The organism is Prevotella sp. C561 (assembly GCF_000224595.1).
GTDB classification, from domain to species: domain Bacteria; phylum Bacteroidota; class Bacteroidia; order Bacteroidales; family Bacteroidaceae; genus Prevotella; species Prevotella jejuni.
Window position 1 is genome coordinate 398,150 of sequence record NZ_JH114139.1, and the last position, 24,924, is coordinate 423,073.

At 44.8% G+C, this 24,924-nt stretch carries 16 protein-coding genes; 10 read left to right on the forward strand and 6 right to left on the reverse strand.

What is annotated here, in order from left to right:
* Positions 1-776: 776 nt before the first annotated feature.
* The 6 genes from HMPREF0666_RS01290 to HMPREF0666_RS01315 all read right to left on the reverse strand — a co-directional run bounded on the left by HMPREF0666_RS01290 (position 777) and on the right by HMPREF0666_RS01315 (position 11,219).
* Complete coding sequence (locus HMPREF0666_RS01290; RefSeq protein WP_009010476.1) at positions 777-2,423, reverse strand: fumarate hydratase; 1,647 nt, start codon at positions 2,421-2,423, stop codon at positions 777-779.
* A gap of 96 nt (positions 2,424-2,519) precedes the next feature.
* Positions 2,520-5,450, reverse strand: a complete 2,931-nt coding sequence (locus tag HMPREF0666_RS01295; RefSeq protein WP_009010477.1) for a pitrilysin family protein — start codon at positions 5,448-5,450, stop codon at positions 2,520-2,522.
* A gap of 46 nt (positions 5,451-5,496) precedes the next feature.
* Positions 5,497-7,350 (reverse strand): DUF4954 family protein, encoded by a 1,854-nt coding sequence (locus HMPREF0666_RS01300; protein WP_009010478.1) that lies wholly within the window; start codon positions 7,348-7,350, stop codon positions 5,497-5,499.
* A gap of 242 nt (positions 7,351-7,592) precedes the next feature.
* Complete coding sequence (gene hflX, locus HMPREF0666_RS01305; RefSeq protein WP_009010479.1) at positions 7,593-8,843, reverse strand: GTPase HflX; 1,251 nt, start codon at positions 8,841-8,843, stop codon at positions 7,593-7,595.
* Between the two features lie 508 nt (positions 8,844-9,351).
* The gene (locus HMPREF0666_RS01310; protein ID WP_009010480.1) at positions 9,352-10,740 is read right to left on the reverse strand and encodes a DUF5458 family protein; all 1,389 of its coding nucleotides are present in this window, start codon (positions 10,738-10,740) and stop codon (positions 9,352-9,354) included.
* Between the two features lie 20 nt (positions 10,741-10,760).
* Complete coding sequence (locus tag HMPREF0666_RS01315) at positions 10,761-11,219, reverse strand: hypothetical protein (RefSeq protein WP_009010481.1); 459 nt, start codon at positions 11,217-11,219, stop codon at positions 10,761-10,763.
* Positions 11,220-12,324: 1,105 nt separating this feature from the next.
* On the opposite strand from HMPREF0666_RS01315, the gene HMPREF0666_RS01320 reads away from it, so the two are divergent.
* The 10 genes from HMPREF0666_RS01320 (at position 12,325) to tssR (ending at position 24,437) form a co-directional block, all read left to right on the forward strand.
* Positions 12,325-12,747: a GPW/gp25 family protein gene (locus HMPREF0666_RS01320; protein ID WP_009010482.1), complete on the forward strand. Its 423-nt coding sequence runs from the start codon at positions 12,325-12,327 to the stop codon at positions 12,745-12,747.
* A 253-nt stretch (positions 12,748-13,000) separates the two neighbouring features.
* Positions 13,001-14,770, forward strand: a complete 1,770-nt coding sequence (locus tag HMPREF0666_RS01330; protein WP_042855827.1) for a type VI secretion system baseplate subunit TssF — start codon at positions 13,001-13,003, stop codon at positions 14,768-14,770.
* Positions 14,767-17,208, forward strand: a complete 2,442-nt coding sequence (locus HMPREF0666_RS01335; protein ID WP_009010485.1) for an AAA family ATPase — start codon at positions 14,767-14,769, stop codon at positions 17,206-17,208. The genes HMPREF0666_RS01330 and HMPREF0666_RS01335 overlap by 4 nt, the downstream gene beginning before the upstream one ends.
* On the forward strand, positions 17,193-18,128 hold the full coding sequence (locus HMPREF0666_RS01340; protein WP_009010486.1) for a hypothetical protein: 936 nt from the start codon (positions 17,193-17,195) through the stop codon (positions 18,126-18,128). The genes HMPREF0666_RS01335 and HMPREF0666_RS01340 overlap by 16 nt, the downstream gene beginning before the upstream one ends.
* A gap of 59 nt (positions 18,129-18,187) precedes the next feature.
* Positions 18,188-19,072, forward strand: a complete 885-nt coding sequence (locus HMPREF0666_RS01345) for a TssN family type VI secretion system protein (RefSeq protein WP_009010487.1) — start codon at positions 18,188-18,190, stop codon at positions 19,070-19,072.
* A complete protein-coding gene (locus tag HMPREF0666_RS01350) occupies positions 19,059-20,210 on the forward strand; it encodes a hypothetical protein (protein ID WP_009010488.1) in 1,152 nt (383 codons plus the stop codon). Before HMPREF0666_RS01345 ends, HMPREF0666_RS01350 begins: the two co-directional genes overlap by 14 nt.
* A 16-nt stretch (positions 20,211-20,226) precedes the next feature.
* Positions 20,227-20,709, forward strand: coding sequence for a type VI secretion system TssO (tssO, locus tag HMPREF0666_RS01355; RefSeq protein WP_009010489.1), 483 nt, complete (start codon positions 20,227-20,229; stop codon positions 20,707-20,709).
* A 16-nt stretch (positions 20,710-20,725) separates the two neighbouring features.
* Positions 20,726-21,175, forward strand: a complete 450-nt coding sequence (gene tssO, locus HMPREF0666_RS01360; RefSeq protein ID WP_009010490.1) for a type VI secretion system TssO — start codon at positions 20,726-20,728, stop codon at positions 21,173-21,175.
* 8 nt (positions 21,176-21,183) lie between these two features.
* Positions 21,184-22,158 (forward strand): PKD domain-containing protein, encoded by a 975-nt coding sequence (locus HMPREF0666_RS01365; RefSeq protein ID WP_009010491.1) that lies wholly within the window; start codon positions 21,184-21,186, stop codon positions 22,156-22,158.
* The gene (gene tssR / locus HMPREF0666_RS01370; RefSeq protein ID WP_009010492.1) at positions 22,155-24,437 is read left to right on the forward strand and encodes a type VI secretion system protein TssR domain-containing protein; all 2,283 of its coding nucleotides are present in this window, start codon (positions 22,155-22,157) and stop codon (positions 24,435-24,437) included. Before HMPREF0666_RS01365 ends, tssR begins: the two co-directional genes overlap by 4 nt.
* The last annotated feature ends 487 nt before the right edge of the window (positions 24,438-24,924 follow it).

A 24,924-nucleotide genomic window follows, 5' to 3' on the forward strand; every position in this document is an offset into this window, starting at 1 on the left:
GAACTCTGTGTGCTCTGTGAGAGAAAAAACTCCCCAGCGAGTTGTTTGTGTGTTATCTCATACGAGTGGGTGCGTTCTATTTCTCACAGAGAACACAGAAGAACAGAACACACAGCATTCCACAGAGACATTAAGTCAACCGATTTCACAGAGCGTTACAGCTAATGTTAGTTGAAAGGCCTCTGTGCCCTCTGTATGCCGAAGGCGTTCTGTGGGCTCGAAATGTGCGCCAAAAGGCTCAGTGAACTCCGTGCGCTCTGTGAGAGATAAAACTCCCCAGCGTTTTACCTGTGGGTTGTCTTATTGAGAGGAAGGCTACATGCAACCGCATGTGCCCTATCTGTAATGTAAAGAAAATTCACTCCTCGGTTTGAGAATACGCCCCTCTCCCTTGTAGAAGACGCCTGTTTAGCACGCAGAACACGCCTTTCTTGCATGTAGAACACGCCCTTCTTGAACTTAGAAAAGCGTCTTCTTCTTTCGTGTTTGGCAAGTACTTGATACGATGAGAGTTACGGTAACGATGGAGAGAAGTAACTTAGGCGGTTTTAGTGGAACTTATCATGTTGTTATGTAAATATATTTCGTAGTCGCTGAGATGCTTTTTTTAGGAAAAGAAACAAACGAAAAAGCGGTATAAGGACGCCGAGAATGTACGTCTTATACCGCTTTGTAAGATGAGGCTATACCCACGTTTCGTTAGGAGAGGGGATGTCCTCTCCTACGAATTACGATTACAACCATCGTTGGTAGAGCTATGATATGTATGTGAAGGATTACTTCTCGCAGCTGCAGCCCGTCCAAGGCTTTAGCTCTTTGAAGAAGTCATGACCCTTATCGTCAACGAGGATGAAGGCAGGGAAGTCCTCAACGGTAATCTTCCAAACAGCTTCCATACCCAACTCTGGATACTCTACGCACTCAATACTCTTGATGCTGCTCTGTGAAAGGACAGCGGCTACACCGCCGATAGTACCGAGGTAGAAGCCACCATGCTTCTGGCAGGCATCTGTCACAGCCTGTGTACGGTTACCCTTAGCAATCATCACGAGCGAACCACCATGCTCCTGGAACTCGTCAACGTATGGGTCCATACGGTTGGCAGTGGTTGGGCCCATTGAACCACATGGGTAGCCCTGTGGAGTCTTGGCTGGTCCTGCATAGAGGACAGGGTAATTCTTGATGTAATCAGGCAGATCCTCGCCAGCGTCTAAGCGTGCTTTGAGCTTAGCATGAGCAATGTCACGAGCCACGATGATGGTACCCTTGAGGTTAACACGAGTTGAGACAGGATACTTAGTCAGCTCAGCACGAACAGCATCCATACCCTTGTCGAGGTCGATCTCTACGCCCTTCGCTCCTTCTCCTGGCTTGCGATACTCTTCAGGGATTAGTTCACCAGGGTTGGTGTCCATCTTCTCCAACCAAATACCGTCCTTATTAATCTTTGCTTTGATGTTACGATCGGCAGAACAGCTAACACCCATACCGATAGGGCAGCTTGCACCGTGACGTGGCAGACGGATGATACGGATGTCGTGAGCCAAGTACTTACCACCAAACTGTGCTCCAAGACCAATCTTATGAGCCTCTTTGAGGAGCTTCTCCTCGAGGTCGAGGTCGCGGAAAGCACGTCCTGTCTCGTCGCCAGTAGTAGGGAGATTGTCGTAATATTTGATACTTCCGAGTTTAACAGTGAGGAGGTTCTTCTCTGCAGAAGTGCCACCAATCACGAAGCAGATGTGGTATGGAGGGCAAGCAGCCGTTCCAAGGCTCTTCATCTTCTCAACGAGGAAAGGAATAAGAGTACCCTCATTCTGAATAGTAGCCTTGGTCATTGGGTAGAAATAGGTCTTGTTGGCAGAGCCACCACCCTTAGCTACCATGATGAAACGGTATTCAGCACCCTCAACAGCCTCGATGTCGATCTGTGCGGGGAGGTTACACTTCGTGTTAACCTCGTCATACATATTCAGAGGAGCGTTCTGTGAGTAACGCAGGTTCTCCTCAGTAAAGGTGTTGAAAACGCCACGAGAGAGTGCTTCCTCGTCCTCGAAGCCTGTCCAAACCTGCTGACCTTTCTCGCCATGGATGATAGCCGTACCCGTATCTTGGCAGAAAGGCAACACGCCCTTCACGGCCGTCTCTGCATTACGAAGGAACTGAAGCGCAACATACTTATCGTTCTCAGAAGCCTCTGGGTCGGTCAGTATCTTCGCAACTTGCTCATTGTGTGCACGACGAAGCATGAACTCACAATCGTGAAAAGCCTCCTGTGCCAACAAGGTAAGTGCTTCCTTGCTTACCTTCAAAATCTCTTTACCTTCAAACTCGCCAACGCTGATACCCTCTTTAGATACGAGGCGGTATTCAGTGTCATCTTTGCCCAATTGGAACATTGGTGCATACTTGAACTCTGCCATAATGTTTTGTTTAGCTGTCTGCCCTTTGTTGTTAGGGCAGACAGGTTTTGTTCTATTTGTTTATAATATGTTTTTGTATTCTGTTCTTACTGTTTATTAATAGCCGAAAATCTCTTCTGTCGTTACTCTCTTGATAGGTGCAATCTTCTCCAAGGCTTTCATGTCAAGTTCTTTCTCGTTGCCAAGGATGATATACTTGAAAGTCTTGTTAGCAATATACTCCTTCTCGAAATTGATAACATCCTGCAGTTGCAGACTTGGAAGGGCCTTGTAAATCTTTTCACTCAATGAGCAATCGAGGCCTAAACGCTGTAGAGCAAGATAAGAGGTCAGTACAGAGTACTTTGTTGTACGCTGTGAAGCAAGGTTCTTCATCAAGCTCTGCTTTGCAAGGTCGAAACCACTCTGGCGTACAGGGACGTTATTGAGGAGCTTATTGAACTCGCCTACGCAGTCCATCATCTTATCGTTCTGTGTGATGATATAGGTGTAGAAGCTCTCACTATCGCCCAAACGGGTTGGCGAATCATACTGTGCATAAGCAGAATAAGCCAATCCGCGTGCCTCACGTAACTCTTGGAAGACGATGGCATTCATACCTCCTCCGAAGTACTCATTGAAGAGTGCAATGATAGGAGCACGGTCGGCAGACCACTGCTGGTTCTGGTTATGGAGTTGAACCATGTATATGTTCTTCGCATCGTAAGGTGCAATGATGACCTCGTTCTTAGGAGTTGTCTGCTCTGTATAGCGTTTTGCAGCAGGCACCTCAGCAAATTTCTTAGGCGACTGGATAGTCTTGCTGACAAGAAGGTCGACCTCTTTCAGACTTGAAGGACCATAGTAGAGTACGGTCTGCTTGTAGTTCTTTAAGCTCTTCAAGACATTAAGGAACTCTTGTGGGTTCATTGCTTTCAGCTTCTGTTCGCTGATGATGTTACGTGTTGGGTTATACTCACCGAAAGAAGCATAGTTTCTTAGTGCAGAGAAGTTAGCCTTCTGGTTTGCTTTATTGTCTTTGCGTGCCTTGACAACTTGGTCAACATAAAGCTCGTAAGCCTCTTTGTCGACCTTAGCATTGTTGAGTAAGTTGTTCAACAGAGCAAGTGCTTGTGGCAAGTTAGCGTTCAATCCGCTCAGTGTGATGTATGAACGGTCATAGCTCTCACTGATGCTATAATCGCAAGCAAGCTTATAGAACTGCTGTCTTACTTGCTCGTTATTGAGCTTGTTAGTACCTAAGTAATCGAGATAACCACCTGCATAGCTGAGCATTGGAGAGTGCTCAGAACCGAAAGGAAGTACGAAGCACATTGTAAAGAGGTCGTTGCTTGTGTTCTGCTTATAGAGAACAGGCAAGCCTTTCTTGGTTGTTGCCTTCGTAAGGTCACGCTTGAAGTCAACAAACTGTGGCTGAATAGGCGTTGTCTTGGTGTTTACAATCTCCTTAAGGAAATCGCTCTGCTTGTCGTTATTGGTAGGGATAGGTGTGATAGTAGGCTTCTCAACCTTCTTGATAGTGGTGTCGTTGCCCTGTTCCTTGTAGACACAAGCGAAGTCGTTACGGAAGAATTGATTAGCAAACTTTACTATCTCGGCCTTTGTCAACTTTGAGATGCGATTGAGCTTATCGACCTCCTTCTTCCAGTCTTTGTGGTTGATGAAAGCATCCACATACTGTTTCGCACGGAACTGATTGTTATCTAACTGCTTATAGTAGTAGCGCTTGTAGTTGTTAACGATAGATGGCAACAGATCATCAGAGAAGTTTCCCTTCTTAAGTTTCTCTATTTCATCCAAGGCAAGGCTACGTACCTCCTGTAAAGTCTGTCCGCTCTTAGACTGTCCATAGACATAAAAGACGGAGTAGTCGTTCATATCGGTCACTCCAGCCTCTATCTCTTGTACTTTCATCTTCTGACTGAGGTCGAGATCGAAGAGTCCTGCTTGTCCGTTAGACAAGAGTTGGGCCACAATCTCTAATGTATCGATCTGTTGAGAATTGCTTGGTTCAGCGCGCCAACCCATGAAGAGCATAGGAGCTTCCTTACCAACAACAGTCGTGTCGACGGGTGCTGTGAGTACAGGCTGGGCTGGGAACTGTGGTACGTCGATGTGGGCACTTGGCTGCCAGCTGCTAAAGTACTTGTCAATCGCTGCTACTGTCTTGTCTGGGTCGAGGTCGCCTGAAAGACAGATGGCGATGTTGTTAGGTACATAATACTTCTTGAAATAGTTCTTGATATTGGTGATTGAAGGATTCTTCAGGTGCTCACCGAGTCCGATAGTTGTCTGTGTACCGTATGGATGGGTAGGGAAGAGCTTTGCGAAGAGGGCTGCATAGACCTTACGCCAGTCGCTTGAAAGACCGATGTTATACTCCTCATACACCGCCTCCAACTCTGTGTGGAATCCACGGATAACCATGTTCTGGAAGCGATCGGCCTGAACTCTTGCCCAAGTGTCTATCTCGTTGGATGGAATATTCTCTACATAACACGTTACATCATTTGATGTATAAGCGTTAGTACCCTCACTACCGATGGCGGTCATCATCTTGTCGTACTCATTCGGGATATTATAACGGGCTGCAAGTTGTGAGATAGAGTCAATCTGGTGGTACCACAGCTTGCGAGCAGCAGGGTCTGTGATACGGCGATATTGCTCGAAACGAGCCTCGATAGAGTCGAGGTAAGGGCGTTCTGCCTCTACATTAGATGAGCCAAAGTGGGTAGTACCCTTAAACATCAGGTGCTCTAAGTAGTGTGCAAGGCCTGTTGTCTCCTTTGGATCATTGCGAGAACCAGTGCGCACAGCGATGTATGTCTGTACACGAGGCTTCTCTTTGTTGACGGAAAGGTAGATTTTTAGACCGTTCTTCAGCGTGTAGATACGTGTCTGCATCGGGTCGTTTGGTACGCTCTCATAGTTGTAATGCTGCGCATAGACCGTCACTGATGCAAATAGGAACATTAGTCCTAAGCTTAGTCCCTTGATAAAGGAACTGTTGAGGGAATGTTTTTTCATACAATCAGTATTTGTTTGTTATTATAATAAGGTAGTGAATGTAATGCTAATCCTCAAAGTCAACCTCATGGTCGAGGCTGTGGACGAATGATTCAAAGACCTCTCTGTCCACATCACCCATCTCATATTCCTTCTCGGCATCCTTCTTTATCTCTGCTATCCATGCTCGGCGAGCTTCGATATAGTCTTGTTTGATACGTGCATCGTACTCTGGAGTGATCTCGTTGATGCCATAGTATTCAAGTATCATGCGATAGGTCCATGCCCATTGATAGATGCGATAGTTCTCGTTAATCTCTTCGAAGCGGTTAACCACTTCTTCTATCGTTTCAAGACAGCCGTTCTTTACATCCTCGATGAGGCGCCGCTCCTCTGAAACAGGGAGTAGAAGGCCAGAGAGATCATCCCATCGTCCGAGTCCGACCTCGGTCTGTGGCTTACCAAAGAAGCCCCATTTATGTGCACGTTTCAGTACGGCTCCCATGTAGATACGCAGTGCGATGTCATAGTATTTGATACCTTTTCGCAGACTGGAAGCATTGATGACGTATTCATGATAGTTATAGGATGAAACATTGTCACCGCTTGCCTGACGCAGATTCTCAAGTATCTTCTTACCTTGTAAAATCTCTCCAACAGAGTAAGGGGATAGCCAGTCGAAGTTAACAATGCTCTTTTGTGTCTGCTGTGGACGCATGTCACGCTTCGGCCACTTGCGTATGTCACGATAAAGACCAACTGTTGTAATGTTGCGACCAGGCACGAGATACATCTTGTCGGCCTCTGCAATGAGGTAAGAGAAGGGTAGGGCCGTTGTGTTAGGGTGGTGCATGAGCTTACCGAAGCATACGGAGAACGTACCGATAGTTGCTGGCATAAGCAGATAACTACCACTGGCTGTCTTCGTGCCACGCTCTAAGATACCCCAATGCATTGGTCCCATCTTATACGCATGATTAGAGAAGTTGGTGCCAGAACCAGCGTTATAGAAAGAGAACATACCACCGATAAGCAGTGAACTCTTATGATGTGAGGCACAGAACGGGCCACAGAAGGCAGCGCAGGCCTCACCGTTTGACATAAAGGAATTGGCGAAGAAGACGCTCTGTGAGGCTGTGAAGCCATTGCTTATCTGGCAGGCTTCACCCACGAAGCAGTCTTGCATCTTCACACTATTTACTATACTCGACCCATCAGAGATGATAGAGTTCTCGCAGATGACGCCCGTTCCGATGTAGACGCTGGCATACTCGGAGCTGAGGATGGTGCAATCGCTCAGACGACTGGCCCCTGATATCTCGCAATCGGTCTGAATAACAGTGTTGGTAATCTCCTTTGTGTTGACAATCTTTACGTTGTTACCTATCGTACCACGCTCAGGATTGGTGCGGGCTATCTCCTCCTTGACCAGTCTACGTATGGCATTCTTAAGGTCTTTGTCGTTGAAGTGCTTCACCATAAAGGCTGCGAACTGGCTATTAAGGTCATGGAAGAAGATGACATTACCGTCTCCTACCTCGTTCAACACCGATATAAGGTTACCTTCACCGTATGTTGCTCCCTCCGTAGTCTCCATGACAGAGATATTAGAGATGAGACAATCATCCCCAATAGTATAGTTATTAATATAGTTGCCGACCTTCTCTATCAGGCAGTTATTACCAACGGTTACATTACGTAGGGTCGCATCGTTGATACCAGAATGCTTGACAAAGCCTTTTGTTATCTCAACTTCTTTCTGCACACAACCCAACTGTATGTCTCCATAGAACATTACTCTATGGAAGAACTTGGCTTGAAATCCATCCTCAGCAACCTTTACTTGGTTCCAATCTTCCGCCCAACAGCTATTGCTCTCGAGGGTTTCAATCTCTTCAAAGGTAAGGGAACGATATTGCATAAACTATCTCTTTTGGTTGTTTTTATTAGGCTTATTGGGCTTATTAGGCTTATTAGCCTTATTAGGCAATTAGCCTTATTGGACTTATTAGGCTTATTAGCCTTATTTGGCAATTAGCCTTATTGGGCTTATTAGGCTTATTAGCCTTATTAGGGAATTGGCCTTATAGGCCTTATAGGGCCTATTGGGCAAATAAGGCCAATAAGGCCCTATCGAGCAATTAGGCCTATTGCCTACCCTCATTATTCCTCTTCAATATTGTAGAGGAAGTCATTATAAGGATATTTCTGTACGTGTAACTCACGCACCTTCTTATAGAGAACCTCCTTGAACTCGTCGATGTTCTCCTTATTCTTAGCCGAAATGAATAGACAATTGTCGTGTTCTTTGGCCATCCAAGTCCTCTTCAGTTCGTCCAAGGTCATATTCTCCTTCGTAGCAGGGGTGAGGTCGTCTTCCTCTTTCTCTATCCAATGATAATTGTCAATCTTGTTGAAGATAAGCATAGACGGTTTGTCAGCACAGCCCAGTTCGCTGAGTGTCTGGTTGACGACCTGTATCTGCTCTTCAAAGTCAGGATGTGAGATATCCACAACATGCAAGAGTAGGTCGGCTTCCCCCACCTCATCGAGTGTAGACTTGAATGAATCGACCAAGTCAGTAGGCAACTTACGGATAAAGCCTACGGTGTCAGCCAATAGGAAAGGTAGGTTATCCACAACTACCTTACGCACAGTAGTGTCGAGCGTAGCAAAGAGCTTATTCTCTGCAAACACCTCACTCTTAGCCAGAAGGTTCATAGTAGTAGACTTACCCACGTTCGTATAGCCCACTAAAGCGACTCGAATCATACGACCACGGTTCTTTCTCTGTGTCACCTTCTGCTTGTCTATCTCTGCAAGACGTTGCTTTAGAAGGGTCATACGTTGCAAGATAATGCGTCGGTCCATCTCTAACTGCGTCTCACCAGGACCACGTAGACCTACCGAGCCTTTACCGCCTCCAGAGCCAGAACCACCTCCTTGTCGTTCGAGGTGAGTCCACAGACGTTGCAAGCGAGGCAGCATGTAACGATACTGCGCCAGCTCCACCTGCGTCTTGGCATTGGCTGTCTGTGCGCGCATAGCAAATATATCGAGGATGAGCGAGGTACGGTCTAATATCTTGACACCGAGCTCCTTTTCGATATTACGTATCTGTTTTGCCGACAGTTCATCGTCGAAGATAACCATACCGATAGGTTCCTCCTCCTCGTCCTTTAGTTTTATATAGTCTCTAATCTCCTCCAGTTTACCCTTGCCGACGTAGGTGACAACACTTGGACCCGTCACTCTCTGCGTGAACCGCTTCACAGTAACCGCCCCAGCAGTATCAGCGAGGAACTCTAACTCATCAAGATATTCCTTCGTTTTATCCTCGTTTTGCTCCTTGGTGATGAGACCTACGAGTACTGCTGTTTCTGTTTTTACATCAGATATGATAAATTCTTTCATTCAATAATCCGTTTATAACTTGTTTGTGTGTTGTGAAGTGTAATTCTCTACGGCTTAGGTAAGTGCACACTGCCACATGGCAAAGTTACTCATAAATTCTGAAAAATGCCAATGATAAGCCCCTTTTTATGCACTTAAAGCGAAAGTGTCCGATTGTTTTCACAAACCTGTCGTATCCGAGTAGTATTCTTCTCTTCTTTCTTCAACCGTTTTCTTCTATTTTACCTACGCTCTATCACCCAAAATGAAAGTAACACTTTGAAGATTGTAAGACCAATATATATTTGTAAACATTAGTCAATCAGCGACTTATCAATGACCTTGTAAAAACCGCTAAAGCTCTATCTCTATCAAGCCAACTACTTGTCAACCCATCCACTCGTCAACTTGTAAACTCGTCAACATGTCCACCCCCTTGTGAGCCATCAGTCTTTAAAATAGAAAAGTGGAATGAACACCGATGGTTAACGGCATTCATTCCACTTAATAAGACGTGTTAAGCGATAGCTTATTTATCTTGTTTATACTGGCTTTCCCAGTTAGCTTCCTCTGGTTCCTCGCCCTTTCGGCCCTCTAACTGTATCACAAAGCTCTTTGCAGGGAAGTAAGGAGTGATGTGGATGTCCAGTAAGACACGGTCCTTCTGATTAGGGTCTTGCTCAATTCTGATAACCCTAAACTTCTCAATCAGACGTGTAGGACCTTGGATACTATCAAGGAATTTAACAATCTGGCTCCTTAAGTCGGCCTCAGTACGGGTGGTCCAGTTCTCGAAGGCACGGCGGTTTAGGAAATCGAAGAGCACCTTAGAGATGTAATCGAACACTCGAACGACTGAGTAAGTCTGCAATCCAAGGTTGTCACCATTGAAGAGTGTCTTAGCAGAGAAGGCCATCACCTTGCTATACTCATTGACCATCGGTACAAGACCCATGCGTTCAATCTCCGAAATCTCACTCTTCTTCAAGTCGAAATGGACGCTCTCAACATCGTTCAGACCGCCGAACTTCTTACCAGCAACGACCTGTGACATCAGTGTACTGTATATCTTTCCAGCAAGAGCAGACGAACCCGGAACATAGAGGTTGTCCTCTTCTCCTACCTGAACAACCTTCTGTCTACCTAAGAGCCAGTTACAAGTCATGATGATATTCGACTTATAGATGTCGCCACCAGAGTGGTCGGCATTAAAGAAGATGTCGACTACATCATCCGGAGTCTCCAAGTCTTGGAAGTCAGTAAGGAGCATTACCTTATTGCTATGGGCAATCTTTCCCCATTTGTCAAGCACTGCGTTTGAGCCTAAGTAGCCTGGGATGACAAGCAGAGAATAGTTACGACGCAGGTCTAAGCGGTCGAAATTCTGTTTAAGTTCATTACTGATATAGTCGATGAAGAGCGGGTTGTCCAAGTCTGTCAACTGGTCCATCTCGGCATTGACAATCGTGATGTTCTTCACCTTCTGGCTCTCCGTGTTACGATAGAAGAGGGCCACTGAGCGATAAGCCGTCTCTAACTCACGTGTACGAGCAAGAACTTTATTAAGGTTCTTATTCAGTAAGTCCTCAACATGAAGGGCTCTTTCTTTCGCCTTATCTCTCATCTGTTCAGCTGATTGACCAGACTTTAAGAGGTCGATCCAGACCTCCAAACGATTGGCCAGAACCTTACGTTCGTTCTCCCACTGCGCATCAGAGAGGAAGATGTTACGGCGTGCTTTGCGTGAAGGGTTGAGATTAGAGAATCCGTCAATGATATTTTCTAAGAAGGTAAAACCACCGTATTCCTTCAGTTTATCAAGTGCGGCAGCAGCAGACGAGGTACTTTGTTGTGCAACGGTCGACTTATTTACCACAGGAGCCTGCTGTTCCTTCGCTTTTATTTTATTATTATCCATTTCCTAATTCATTAAGATGATTATTTAGCATCAGCGTTATTAACCTCGTCAAGTGAGCTCTGTAACAAGTCTAAGATGGCTTGTCGTGTCTCTGGGTTAGCCAAGGCTTTCAGCAAAGCTTTGTTTGATGACAGCTGACGAGCTATCTTTATATTCTGTTCCTTTTCAACATCAAGCTTACTAAGGAAGTCACTGTTCTCCTTTAACTTATCTGCATTGAAGTCGCCTAAGTTCTTGAATCGCATCGTCTCAAGTACGTCCTCGCCGTTGTCGTCCTGCATTTCGACATTAACAGAAGGTGAGAAGTGCTCGAAAACATCCTCTACAGTCTGCAAGCCGTACACTGTTTCAGGACTTACAGGAGCCTCGTCGGTTAATTTCTGTACTAATAATGTTCTGTTGGAAGGGATGTCGGCAATTGACTCATTAGCGTCAACGTTTACCTCATTTCCACCAATTCCATAATCATAAATGGCCATGTTTATTATGTTTAAGTTTTATATTAATCCTTTACAAGAATGTTTATTATCAGGCACAAAACTATAAAATTTACATGAAAATATCGTAAATTAAATGTGAAAAGACTTTTATAAGCGTTTTTTTATTATATTTTATTGATTGTTTTTATTTTGAACATGTATTGAGCTATTGCTCCCCATGGGGTTTAGAGTTTTTTAACTATGAGCGTCAGGTGGCGGGTCATGGGTGTTGGGTGTTAAGTGTTAGGTGTTGATGAAGTGCTTTGTTGGGTGTTGGGTGCTGATAGTTGGGGTGTTGGGTGATGAGTGTTAGGTGTTGATGGTGTGCTTTGTTGGGTGTTAGATGTTTACTATTGAGAATTAAAGTCGACTTGTTAGTATATCAAAGAAGCACCCACAATTACAAATATCATTGGTTTTCTCTTAGCAGCTTGGGGCTCCCCTCCTTCGGAGGGGCTGGGGGAGGTCCCCTCTATCCCCCTTTCCCCTTGTCAACATTTTTCGTCTCTCATGTTCTTAGTATATACTCTTTAACGTAGCAGAACATGCCCTTCTCCGTTCGAGAACACGCCCTTCTTGGGGCAAGAGGAGGCCCTTCTTGGGGCAAGAAGGGCATGTTCTCGGACGCTGTCTGTAATGTGTTGATTTCTTGGAGGTTATAAGCTTGATGAATGGGGACGATATACTGCTGTTTTGATGGTGATTTCGTTGATGGTTTGTAATGATATTTTATTTCTTATTTAATCCTTGGAAGAAGGGAGGAATGACTACTGAGATGGACGAGGGAAGATGTAGATAGTGGGCGACGGGAGGTGTGACGAGTCGTTAGCAGAGAACGATGTTCAGTGTAGGATAGAGCAACGTCCTATATATAATAAGGTGTACAGAGATGATAAATAATGATAACACGAGCGACAGTTGTACTCTCCTTGCAGAAAGGTAGTAAGTATTCAAAGTATTGAGAGATAAAGTTTTATAACAAACGCAGCTATTCAGAAGGTCTAACAGGATTAGTAATCAAATACTTATAAATCATTAAAATCCTAAAAAAACACCTATATCTATTAAAAATAATATATATTTGCACAACAATTAAAAGCGTAGAATGAACTATCTAAAACTGCCGCTGGATTTGTCAGGGGCCTTAAATGGTCAGATTCAACGATGTTCTTATGAGGAATCAATAGCACAACATCTGATGATGTTGGTTGTTTCCCGGTGTGGTGAAGTAGAGGGAAGGGAAGATTACGGATCGGTTATTTGGGACTTAGAATTTAATCAAGTCTTAAAGAACGAGGATTGGGAAGAAAAGGTCAGACAGTCACTTGAAGCCACCATAACTAAGTATGAGCCTCGTTTGAAGGATGTTGAAGTAAGAGTGGAACTAACTGAAGTAGAGGAAGACATACGTAGTAAGTTCCCTAACGCTCGTAAGCGTGTACGCTTATGGGTCAAGGGTCTTATCGTCAGAAACGACCAGCAGTTTAATTTCAGTACACATCTTTATATTAGTCCGATATCACAATAGGGCCGACTGACAGTGAAGAGGAAAAAAGACAATGGGACGTTTGATAGCCTTAAACGATATAATAGGCTCGAAACAGTATTCTTGTTGTATGCTGCATGCGGGTGGGACTGTTATAGGCAATACTGAAAAGGGCGCTTTCATGTCTTGTTGGGCAATCTTCTCCGATGCTTCATGGTGTTTTACTGATGAGGCCCCATGTAGTCAACCGATGGTGGACAAGGATAGACATCATTGTTCGTAAGATAATAGTAAAATGGTAGATAAAAGACAACAGATAATAAAGGATCGTCTAAGGATGTTCGCAATGGACTTGTGGAACATCACAGACTTAAGTCAGATAGACCCTGTTATTGATCTCATACTTGACGTAATAGCTTATAACAGTAGCCGTCTCCATCAGAGTATAGTAGACTCTGATGCCGACATCCTAAGCCGTTTGGCTCGTTTGATGGTACCTTTGAAATGGTCGCTCCCTTCTCCTTCTCATGCCTTGATGAGTGTTGACCCTAAGTTTGATGAGGTGAGACAGCTGACGACCAACGACAGTTTTTACGCAAGGAAGATGATGTTTGAGAAGGGATGGCTCGAACTTTACTTCTCTCCTCTAAGCAATTATCCATTGGTGAACGCCAAGATCAGAGCGATAGCCTTCGACCAACAGGTCAACTATTACACTGGCAGAAGCGTGGACAGGTCGGCCACTCCTTATATAGAGATACCTTCAGAAGAGGGGACAGTATGGATAGGACTGAACATGGCACAAAGCGTGTTGCGCTCAACGAAGCGTCTTGTCTTGTGCATCCTACCCGAAGATGGCAGTCTCTCACCGTTCTTGCGCGACATAGAAGTCTATGACGGGCAGGGCGAACAACTAAGTGTATCGGTGCCAGAGTTCCCCCTCGAGCAGTGCGAACGCTATCATTACTTTGATGAGATAAGCAGTTATTATGCCGACAACTTCATCCAGATAGACCTTAACTCTCATTTCCTATCGACAAACCCCTTCTCTACTTACCCCTCATCGTGGGAGACGAGTGAAGGAGAAGAGAAAGAAGAGTTAGTATGGTTACAGTTGAAATTCCCAGTGGTGTTCAATCGTGTAGACTTTGCGAAGGTAAGATTTCTACTTAACACATACCCCGTAGTCAACCGCAAACTCGTCACGATGCAACATGACTACACTCGAAGAGGAAACATCGTAGCCCTCCCTTGTGAGGACAACCGCTTCTTGCTCAACATAGAATCCTTCCAAGACGATGGCAATCATCAGTATATAGACGTGGGACAGTGCTATGACGAGCACCCTGTTGGGACTTATAGCCTATACTTTGGAAACTTAGAGAGATTTGACTCAGACAATGCGCGCACATTAATTCATAAGCTTATTCAACTCATACATGAGGACGGTAGTGCTTTTGGAAGTCTACAGATAGACACGCTCACAGACCAGTTGAATAATCTCTACAATAATATTGAGAACATAGAAAAGGGTGTCTTCGACTTTGTTCAGGACAAGAGTATTCCCCGTTCGTTCCTCTTTACGCAGCCTTACAAGCGTACGGCAGAAGCCGAGGTACGCTATTGGATAACCGATGCCGACCTGGCTAACGGTTTAGACAGTCGAACGTCAGTGTATCAAGCAGAGAACGAACGCTTCCTATCAGAGAGCCTTTCTTTCCAGACAACAACCAAGTGTGGTAATGCACACGACACCGAACGTGAGATTGTCAATCGTCTGCGTTATGGCTTACTAACGAAGGATAGGATCGTAACACGTGAAGATATAAAGAGCTTCGTATTATGTTGTTTGGGTCCACAAGCAAAGTCAGTCGATGTAAAAGACGGTATCGCTATCTCCAAAGACGTACGTCGTGGTATCATCAGGACGACAGAGATAAGAATAGCCCTCACTCGTTCAGGCAGAGAAGAGGGTATCGACTTACCGTCCATGACCTTGTTCTTAGAGCGAGAACTAACCAAACGCTCTGTAGATAAGACCCCTTATAAGATATATTTCGTATGAACACACAGAATTACAGCAACAGTCTTGTAGCCGCTATAAAGTTGGCTAAGGCCATGGCCCACCAAGATAAGCACCTCTCATTTGGTGTAGCTCATTTAGTCATAGCCATGTTGACCGAGCAAACAGGTCTGCGTGAGATACTCAACTCAATGCAGAAAGAGGTGGCGTATGTCAGCGATTGGTTTGAAACCTATCGTGAGATGTATGTCGGTGTGGAGCATGATGCAGGCGAGATAATCCCTGACCGTGAGGTGGAGACGGTTCTCGACGAGGCCGAACGGTCTAAGATAAAGCTCGGAACAGACTCGGTTGATGCCTTGTGTGTATTCGCTGCCGTCGTAAGAGACGGTGTTGTCTACTCTCATCAACAGATAGAATCGATCGGAGTGACCGAAGATGAGATAATGGAATACTTTGAGGCATCAACCTCACCACTATCGCCTGTCTCTGAGATGGATATGGGTAGTTCTATTCAATACGTGTCCGACCTCCGTCGAGCAGAGCTTCTTGAAGAGGGTAAGTTGATTATCGGGCGCAGTAAAGAGATACGTCTTATCTTGGAAACACTGGAGCGTTCGGAGCGACAGGGCATCCTCCTTGTTGGTGCGCCAGGTGTTGGAAAGACGGGAATCATAAAGGCTCTTGCCCATGAGATGGAGATCAATCAAGATGAAATAATCAATCAGACATCGTTAGTAGGCCTAAATACGTCGAAAGTACTTGCACAGTCGGGCAATGAGACGGAAGTAACGCAGAAGATGACAGGTGTGTTACAGAAGATGAACCAGGCAAAGAGCCGTGGAGTATTGGTCATTGACGACCTGCAGCTACTGCTTGAAAGTGGCAACCCCACAACGGCCACCTATATTCTCAATAATCTTGACGCACAGATATGTGACGGTTCTGTCACGCTGTTAATGGTGCTCTCGATGGATGCCTATCGTAAGCATGTAGAGAAACATTCCATCGCTAATAAGTTGAACATCATTAATGTAGAAGAACTTGAGCCTAACATCCTTCGCAGTGCATTGTTAAGACATAGGCCAACACTACAAGCCTTTTACAGTCTGGCTATGACGGAGGAATCGTTCATCAGTGCTTATAACCTTTCTAACAGATATTATAAGGAGAAGAGTCAACCGGCCTCAACATTAGACTTGATAGACAGTACGGCCGCTTCAGTGAGATTGAGCAACAAGAATGCGGTAGGTATTGTGGAGCAGCTTGTCGAACAGTATGAGAAATACAAGGCAATGCCAATAGACGAGGTGAGCGACTTCGACTTACATCTACTTTATTATACTATATTTAATAAGGTGAGTGTTGTCTTGACTTCAAAGGTTGAAGACAACTATATACTTACTGATGACGACTCGACAGAAGAGAAGCTCAATAAGCTTGGAAAGATACTTAACGAATTGACAGTGCTCTCAGAGAAAGGCATAGAGAAGGTTAGTTCGTTAGAGATAGAGTCGGTTGTAGCAGACGATACAGGCATTCCTATCGGTAAGATTCAGGCTCAAGAGAAGGATAGACTGTTAGGAATAGAGACCAAGCTACACGAAAGAGTCAAAGGACAAGATAAGGCTATTCGAACGCTGTCTGACGCTATCATTGAGTCACGAAGCGGACTGAGCGATCCGAAGAAACCTATTGGTTCGTTCTTCTTCCTTGGTCCTACGGGAACAGGTAAGACTGAGCTGACAAAGTCGTTGGCCGACCTTCTTTTCGATGACGATACGGCCATGATACGTTTCGATATGTCTGAGTTTAAGGAAGAACACTCTGCTGCTTTGCTCTATGGTGCTCCTCCGGGTTATGTAGGCTATGAAGAGGGTGGCTTACTGGTAACGAAGATACGCCAGAAACCCTACTCTGTTGTACTGTTCGACGAGATCGAGAAGGCACATAGTAGTGTTTATGATATCTTCCTACAGATTATGGACGAAGGAAAGGTGCATGATAAGCTCGGACGAGAAGGCGACTTCTCTAACGCAATCATCATCTTCACGTCGAATATTGGTAGTCAATGGATTGCAGAACAGATACAGAAAGGACACCAGCCAACGTCTAACGAATTGATAGAAGTGATGTCGAAGTACTTCCGACCAGAGTTCTTAGGTCGTCTGACGGAGGTTGTCCCCTTCTCACCTATTACCGAACAGGTTGCACAACAGATATTCCTTCTACAGTTCTCACGCCTACAGAAACAGCTGTTAGAGCAGAAGGAAATACAGTTAGACTTGGCCCCAGAGACCATTGCATACCTCACTTCAAAGGGCTTCTCACCACAGTATGGAGCGCGCCCTATCGCTGGTGTGGTAAGAACCTACCTAAAGAAGACTATCTCAAAGCTCATAGTATCAGAAGTGATCAAGCCCGGTGACCATATTATCGCAACTTATAAAGATGGCAATCTACAATGGAATCACGTATAACAACATCTGAAAGGGACTTAGAAAGGTTCTGTAATAGTGACGCCAGAAACCTTATTGCGGAGGTGTTCTATGCTGAGTTGCAGTTCGTTACAGATGAGAATCTACTGGATAAGACGGTTGTTGTGAGCCATGGAATGAATAGTCGTGTGAACTCGCAAGACATCATCGACCTGCAAAAAGAGGAGGTTTATAAAGATGGACAACTACGAGATCGAATCATACTGAATATCGCTCGCAATGGCTTCTACCATCAGTTGCCAGAGTTCCTATTCCATCCTATTTCGCTGAGTGCGCCTGGGATGAGTAATAAGGAGGTCGTTGAGGCTATCCGTTTGAATAGAAAGAAGGCCGAGCAAGCCGTTCACTTCTTCTCTCCCTTTGATACAATGATGTTCCATGATAGTGTGTCTATATTCGAACGACAGCTCACGTTGTTTGATGAACCGTATGAGAACGTCATTTTCAAGAGCTTTACTAATGTCTTCTTTACCAAGTCGGCCCCCCTTACAGCAGGTGAACGATATAAGTTGTTCCTGTGTCTTCGCAAGGTGGAGGACTATAAGGAAAACCTTTCAGCACTGGAGGAACTACTCTTGACGGTATGTGATATAGATGCTCAGATGCGTTATGTCTATCATTACGAGGACGACTTACCTTATATGAACTTGGGTGACTGTGTGTTAGGAGTAGACTCTGGTCTTGATGGACGGTTGCTTTGTGAATTGGACGATGTGGAGGTGAAGCTTATCTTCCACGATAGTGTGACAGAGAGTAGACTGAAGAAGCAAATGGAGATAGTAAGGTATATCTTGTCTTTCTTCCTCCTTTCTTCAAGAGACATAAGGCTCATCTATACAATAACATCAAATACTGAACTTGTCTTAGGACAGAACTTTTTGGGTTACGATACGAACTTATAATAAAAGAACTTAGCTTAGAACAATAGCTTTTAGGCTATGACACGAACTTACAACATATAATGAAACCATTAATATTATTCTTTGTAAAGTACTTACTTGCACCGCTCTTGGCTATCATCATGGTATCTGTCATGGGTGCCTTGAAGTCTGTTCGACAGCAGTTGAGCGTGAAGAGGATTATTGTCTTCTCATTGATAACGGCTATCTTCCTTGCTATTCCGTCCCTTTTGGGGTATCTTAGGAATGAGTATGTATGGGGAGGACTATTCTTGACAGTTGTTGCTTACTTAGTTCTTGGGTTCTTCTACTTGTGGGCGCTACGAACGTTTATCAGTAAGAAGAACGACGACATGGCTATGGAAATCCTTGTTATGGTATTGTCAGGGATATTTGGTATGTGGTCATATTACCTTATCTTTGATTGGATTAGCAATGGATTAGAGTACACACCATGGGCTATGACAGCTGTCTGGTGGTTTTCTATACCCTACTTCGTATTTAGAAGCTATCGATTCTTCCGTAATATCCAACCTCCAATATATGACTTATGGCGCATCAACCATAGTGGCTTTAACCGTAACTACTGGGATACGCTTGATACCTTCAAGGCTACAACGGTGAAGGTAAAGCTTAAGAGGCATATTGGCGACTATGGTTATACTACGCTCTCAGTACGTTTGGCAGAGGGGATTGCCTTAGGCGACTGGTTTGATTGGCTTGTAGAAGACCAGAACCGACGCTTCCCACAGGCACAGATAGACATAGCGATGGATAATTCAGAGAGTGGTTGGATATTCTATACGAACAAGTGGTTCCGCTATCCATTGTTCATTAGGATGCTTGACCCACGGCGAACTGCTTCAGAGAATAGGATTAAGAAGAACCAAGTTATCTATATAAAACGAGTAAAAAGCATAAACGATATACAGCATGAAGAAGATTGATCACTTACCTGTTAACTGGGTTAACGGACAGAAGATTAGTAGTTCTCATTTCTTTGAAACCTACTATAACGTAGTTGAAATGCAGAAACTAAATAGGGAGGACACGCTCACAAGCTATAATTATGGGTTAGGACAAAGCATGGAGGGAGCTGACCATTCGGTTGTCTTAGACGTACGAGGAGAGACGGCAAAGACCTTAACTGTGCGCTTAATCTCATGTAATGCAGTCACAAGAAACGGCTTCCATATCTCCTACACAAAGGACCTCTATGGTGACTTCATACCAGAGGCTACACTCCAGAATATGGATATTGACCTATCGACTCGACAGGTCGTTTGTGTCATGCTAACGGTGAATCCATATAAAATGTTGCCTGTTGGTGTACCTGACCCAGAGACAACTCCACTGCATCATCCGTATGTTCTGCCAGAGATAACACTGCAGCTTGTAGCAGAGCAGAACCTTAACAAAGCCTTTTTAGAGGGTAATAGCCTTATCGTAAGTAAGATAGTTGTTGACAACGGAACCTTTGCGGTTGATGAAGACTATATCCCTGCTATTCAGCAAATGAACTTCTTTGATAAGGCGTCAGAGTTCTTGACTTATTTTGAGAAGACTCTTGAGGAGACGCATAATAATGCTTTGAAGGTCTATTCAAAGAACATCACCAATCCACACCGTAGTGTCTTGGCTGACAACACCTTTGCTTTATGCGATGTGATTAAGGCCTTCTATGGTCGACATATATTCGAGTTGAAATATATATTAGGTGAGAAGGCACCTATACACGTCGTACACTTAGCCAATGAGCTTGCCACTCTCTTACTTTCAACACTACGTTCATTACCAGAGAAGGACTTTGAAACACTTTTACAATACTTTGATGAGTGGACCAACATACGTCCTTCTGAATTTATGAACAATGCCAGTAAGGTGGCACATATAAGTTATAACCATGGCGAGATAAGTCAGTCATTCTCATTGATATATGCTTTCCTCAAAGTAATCCACACCCTCTTCCAGAAGTTAAGTGACTTGGAATACGTCGGGCTCATCAAGGAGAACATCATTATCAGCGAGGAACACAACGGTAAAGCGTCTGAGAATGAGAGGAAATCATGGAAGGTTTGGGACTAAGTAGGAGGTACTCACAATGACAGAGAAAAATAAGAAAGAACGCCGACAGGCGATGAGTTCCTTCATCTTCATCTTTAGTTTCACTCTATTACTCTTCGTTCTGTTTGCCATTTGTACGTTAAAGACAGCCGAGAGGGGCATCAGCTTGTTAGACGAGAAGAAGGTTCGCTATGATGACATCTTCCGTAAGCAAGCAGGATACAACTATCGTATGGACGAGATCTTCAAAGATATGAACAATCTCTACACTCAGAAACGTACGGACAATGAGCAGGCTCAATACCAGATGATTATTGCCCGCAAGTGGCAAGGGATGCAAGACGAGATTCGACAGGCTGATGCTGACACCACCAGCTATGTTCTTTATAACGTACTGTTTAATCAGTTACAGTCGACGCAAGATGTTTCTGCAACCTTCTTCGACGAGAAACGCGACCTTGACTACATCATGGAGCAGATACAAAGGGCACAAGATATAAAGAAGAATAAGAAAAGATAAATAACAGAAGATTATTATGACAAGAGATGAGAAAATATGGTCAACCATAAAGTTCACGCTGTTACTGTTCTTCTCAGTGACTTTGTTATACATATTAGTCTGTAAGTACGTGATGCCTATACCTGTTTCTGTGACAGGGAACACGGTTCAAGAGATCAATGACGCTGAGGCTGTCTTATCCGATCAACAAAAGATGGCCGAGCAGATGAAGGCTCTCAAGACCGATATCGACTCCCTTAACTTTGATATTCAGCAGACGCAACGTATCGGAGAGATAAAGGACAGGATGTCGCAGTTACAGAACAATTACAGACAACACTCCTACAATACGAAGTATCTATATTGTATGCAGGCCTTCAAGACCATTCAAGCCTACTTTGACATCAAGCAGAACTTGTATTGGGCATCGAAGACCAAAGAGGATAGAAAGCGTATTCTGGAAGAGCTAAAGACTCAAATTCAATAAATATAATTATGACTGAAAGACAAAAAATCATTTTGGCAATCGTCTCGGGCTTGGCTATTGTGGGGCTTGTGATTGCTTTGCTGCTTCCTTCAAGGACGGTAGACAAGAATCTGGATTTCTATATCCAAGATCAGAATGTGAACAATCAGTTGGAAGTAAATGAGCCACTGAAATTCATTGTTAACGACTCGTCTGCCGTTGCGGATAAGCGAGTTCTATGGAAGATGGGTAATGGGGATAGTATTGTTGGTAATCCTAATATCAGCTATACCTATCATCAAGCGGGCCGATACCTCATCACCTTGCAGGTTGATGGTAAGGTTGTCAAGGAGAAGACGATTGATGTTGTCAAGCTCACAAAGGACACCGTGGCCGTTGACTCAGTCCCTAAGATTGTCGGACCAAAGCAGGGTTTCGTAGGCGAAAGTCTTGTCTTCTCTGCTGATGGCGATGGTATGACAAGTTGGTTATGGGAGTTTGGCGAGAGCGGAACGATTGACGCCTTCGAACGTCAGGTCGTTTATAAGTATGATAAACCAGGTAAATACCTCGTGAAGCTTAAGACTAACACCACACTCTACCCTGTTTCTCAGGTTGTTACCATCCTTGATAAGGTAGACCCAGTGCCTGCCGACATGGGAGAAGAGGAACAGGCTGAACCGCAAGAACCTATTGACACGTTGGCATTGGTGCAGAACGACATTAAACGCCGCCTACAGGCAATAGCCAATGCAGGCGCAAGAGACCAAGAGGCAGTGCGCTCTAACATGGGTTATATCAATGATACCTACCTCAGAGGCAATGGTGGAAGGGTGATTGTACAGGTGAATGGCGAACGCTATAACCTATTCCCTGACTACTGTCAAGGCCTTCATTATCTGGAAAGTAACCGTTATAGTCGTGTCAGCATAGATGATGTTAAGGTGGATGACTTCCATCGTATTACTAAAATAGAAGTAACTCAAAGAAATATAGGAAAATGAAGAAAGGATTTATAAAGACGTTATATGGGTTGTCTGGACTTGTCTTCTGCCTTGCTTTACCGCAATGTCTCACTGCTCAAGTGGCTCGGTATGACAAGACGAAGACCGTTGGTCATACCAGTTTCAATTACCCAGTGGGTGGAGCAGGGGCTCAACAGGTTCGTGATAATAACGATATTCATATCGTATTCTCCGACAGAAGCCATAATAAAGCATACGCTGAACCCTACGCACAGCGTGTGTTAAGCGAACAGAAGATGGGCTCTCCTTTCTATGTCATCGGTGAGAAGAATGGTTATTATAAGGTGGTTGCAGCCAACCAAGAGCTTCTTGGACAGCCTAAGGGACTCTTTGCACCCCTTTACAGTGGCCGTACTCACTTTAAGGATGCTAAGAAGTCGCCTTTCGTAGGCTGGATTGACAAGAATGCTGTCTTGGAGTTCAATCATTCTTTTGTGTCAAAAGACAATAACTTCCCGCTCCGCTATCGTGTTGGTGCTACAAGGGCTGCACGCTTGTCCGACCTTAAGACGTTCTTCACAAAGGACTCGCTCAATCTCTATAACGACCCCTTCTTCCTTGAGAAGACCAAGGGGAAATTGGTAGATGGGCAAATCGTCTATGCTTATAAGTATGATGTCAGCCGACAGGCCGTACTTGTTGCGGACCGTCCAGCACTGTCTGATTCCTTGCGAACAGTCTTGGGATGGGTGCCATCCGACCTCATTGCGATGGTAGGACAGAACCGTGTTTTCCTGCTCGACTCGCCTTATCCTGTCTTTGGCAACTATCAGCTTGGCTCTAACCTGCTCTTCACTTCTGACGGCAACTACTTGGGCAACTATGAAGACCCACGTGTTGCTATTAATATGCCACTCGCTCTTTGGGACAGAAAGAAGTCGATGATGGTTAATGCTAAGGGTGAGGATGTGTCGGTTGCCGACCTCGATCAGCTGATTGAGAACAGTAAGAAGATGAATATCCATCTGATATTCTATAGTCAAGACCGCATGCAGGTGCGCAACTTGCTCAATGCCTTACAGGGCTTGGAGGGTAAGTTTGGCAAGGCCAGTCAGGTCAGATTTTCTGCTACAGCCGTGTCTGATAAGGGCAACAAGCACCTTGCGTTGACATCCGACTTTGGTAGTTGGATTGACTTCTTGGCTAATGTAACAGCACCCAACACGCTCCCTGTATCTGGTGGGGCTGGCTTCCATGCTGCCATGAACAAGATATTCTCTGAGACTCCTTATACTAAGTTCGAGAATAATGTGTTTATCATCTTGGGTACAGATGAGTTCCCTACGTTTACTTCTGAGATTAACGCAGAGATGTACACACGTTCTGCTACCTTGTTCTTAGCGCAGATGCTTGGTCGAATGACGCCTTCTTACCAGAGCTTCATACTACAGTCAAAGACCTTGTTAGACAATAACACCTCTGAGTACATGAGTTATGCGAAGGACTATCTCTGTGCTTCTGACTGGTCGAAGGGTGGCTTGTTTACCGATATCAGTACTGAGAGCGAGAATGCTTTCGTATTGGATGCACCGAAGAACGGCATTGTGACGGGTGGTTTTGTCTATCCTCGTCTTGATACAGAGCTGACGAACACTGGCTTTGCAAGGGTCCTCGACTCTCTCTTCGTACGAATTGATGAGCGCAACCAGAAACTGGTAGCGGTCTCTACCGACGCTGAGAACCAATACGGTGCACTGCGTGCTATCCCAACACAAGAGATGGTTAACACCACTAAAGATGCTGGTGTTCCTGTTGAGAGCATAGAGAAGAACAACATCAACGACCTCTATTTCAAGGAGATGTTAATCTCTCCTATGGAGTTGTCAACCTACGATGAGGGGTATCTCTTTGATGCTGTTGAGTTGAAAAACCTCCTTGAAGGCTATCGTGCCCTCATGCCTTATTTCCATGCCGACTCTCTTTCTAATCAGCAACTGTTTGAGTTGAGAAGGAACTTTAAGCTGCAGAGCGACTTAGTCAACCGTCTTTCTTACCGCACAGTATTGAAGAATAAGTCGTCTATCTCGTCTGTCTTCTATCATCGTTTGAGTGTCCCAAGCTCTGACGTATTGAATAATATCGTACGAGTAAAGGATATCACACGTAAGAAATGTGATGAGAGTAAATGGGAGGCAGCCTATAAGGAGATGCTTGACAGGCTCGTCGACCTTGAGAGTCGCTTTAAGTCTGGCCGCTTAAGGACCGTCCTTGTGGCTGGTAAGACTTATTACTTTGTGCCGATTAAGGAGGTTCCTTAATTGGATAGGGTAGGGAGCTTGCGTTGAGTACAGGGTGGCCTCATTCAGACCCCAGCCGGCCCCTCCCCCTTCCCCTCCCCCGTAGGGAGGGGAAGGGGGAGGGGCCATCATCTTTCTGGCCTTTGTGTGTTCTGTTCTTCTGTGTTTTTCTGTGAGAAATAGAACGCACCCACTTGATGAGATGACACACAAACAACTCGCTGGGGAGTTTTATCTCTCACAGAGCGCACAGAGTTCACGGAGCTTTTTGTCGCACAGTTTCGAGCCCACAGAAGGCCTCCGGCATACAGAGTTCACAGAGCGTTGCTGCTAAAGGTGGCTGTAATGTTCTGTGAAATCGGTTGACTTGATGTCTCTGTGGGCCTTTGTGTGTTCTGTTCATCTGTGTTCTCTGTGAGAAAAAGAACATTTTTGAGACTCGCAGGGGAGTTTTATCTCTCACAGAACTCACAGATCTAACAGAACCTTTTTGCGCACAGTTTCGAAC

Excerpts from the sequence above, each read along its gene's own strand:
- HMPREF0666_RS01315 (WP_009010481.1), bottom strand. The coding sequence starts at position 11,219 with ATGGCCATTTATGATTATGGAATTGGTGGAAATGAGGTAAACGTTGAC.
- HMPREF0666_RS01320 (WP_009010482.1), top strand. The coding sequence starts at position 12,325 with ATGAACTATCTAAAACTGCCGCTGGATTTGTCAGGGGCCTTAAATGGT.
- tssO (WP_009010489.1), top strand. The coding sequence starts at position 20,227 with ATGACAGAGAAAAATAAGAAAGAACGCCGACAGGCGATGAGTTCCTTC.
- HMPREF0666_RS01365 (WP_009010491.1), top strand. The coding sequence starts at position 21,184 with ATGACTGAAAGACAAAAAATCATTTTGGCAATCGTCTCGGGCTTGGCT.
- HMPREF0666_RS01300 (WP_009010478.1), bottom strand. The coding sequence starts at position 7,350 with ATGCAATATCGTTCCCTTACCTTTGAAGAGATTGAAACCCTCGAGAGC.
- tssO (WP_009010490.1), top strand. The coding sequence starts at position 20,726 with ATGACAAGAGATGAGAAAATATGGTCAACCATAAAGTTCACGCTGTTA.
- HMPREF0666_RS01310 (WP_009010480.1), bottom strand. The coding sequence starts at position 10,740 with ATGGATAATAATAAAATAAAAGCGAAGGAACAGCAGGCTCCTGTGGTA.
- HMPREF0666_RS01350 (WP_009010488.1), top strand. The coding sequence starts at position 19,059 with ATGAAGAAGATTGATCACTTACCTGTTAACTGGGTTAACGGACAGAAG.
- HMPREF0666_RS01345 (WP_009010487.1), top strand. The coding sequence starts at position 18,188 with ATGAAACCATTAATATTATTCTTTGTAAAGTACTTACTTGCACCGCTC.
- HMPREF0666_RS01335 (WP_009010485.1), top strand. The coding sequence starts at position 14,767 with ATGAACACACAGAATTACAGCAACAGTCTTGTAGCCGCTATAAAGTTG.
- HMPREF0666_RS01295 (WP_009010477.1), bottom strand. The coding sequence starts at position 5,450 with ATGAAAAAACATTCCCTCAACAGTTCCTTTATCAAGGGACTAAGCTTA.
- tssR (WP_009010492.1), top strand. The coding sequence starts at position 22,155 with ATGAAGAAAGGATTTATAAAGACGTTATATGGGTTGTCTGGACTTGTC.
- HMPREF0666_RS01330 (WP_042855827.1), top strand. The coding sequence starts at position 13,001 with ATGGTAGATAAAAGACAACAGATAATAAAGGATCGTCTAAGGATGTTC.
- HMPREF0666_RS01340 (WP_009010486.1), top strand. The coding sequence starts at position 17,193 with ATGGAATCACGTATAACAACATCTGAAAGGGACTTAGAAAGGTTCTGT.
- HMPREF0666_RS01290 (WP_009010476.1), bottom strand. The coding sequence starts at position 2,423 with ATGGCAGAGTTCAAGTATGCACCAATGTTCCAATTGGGCAAAGATGAC.
- hflX (WP_009010479.1), bottom strand. The coding sequence starts at position 8,843 with ATGAAAGAATTTATCATATCTGATGTAAAAACAGAAACAGCAGTACTC.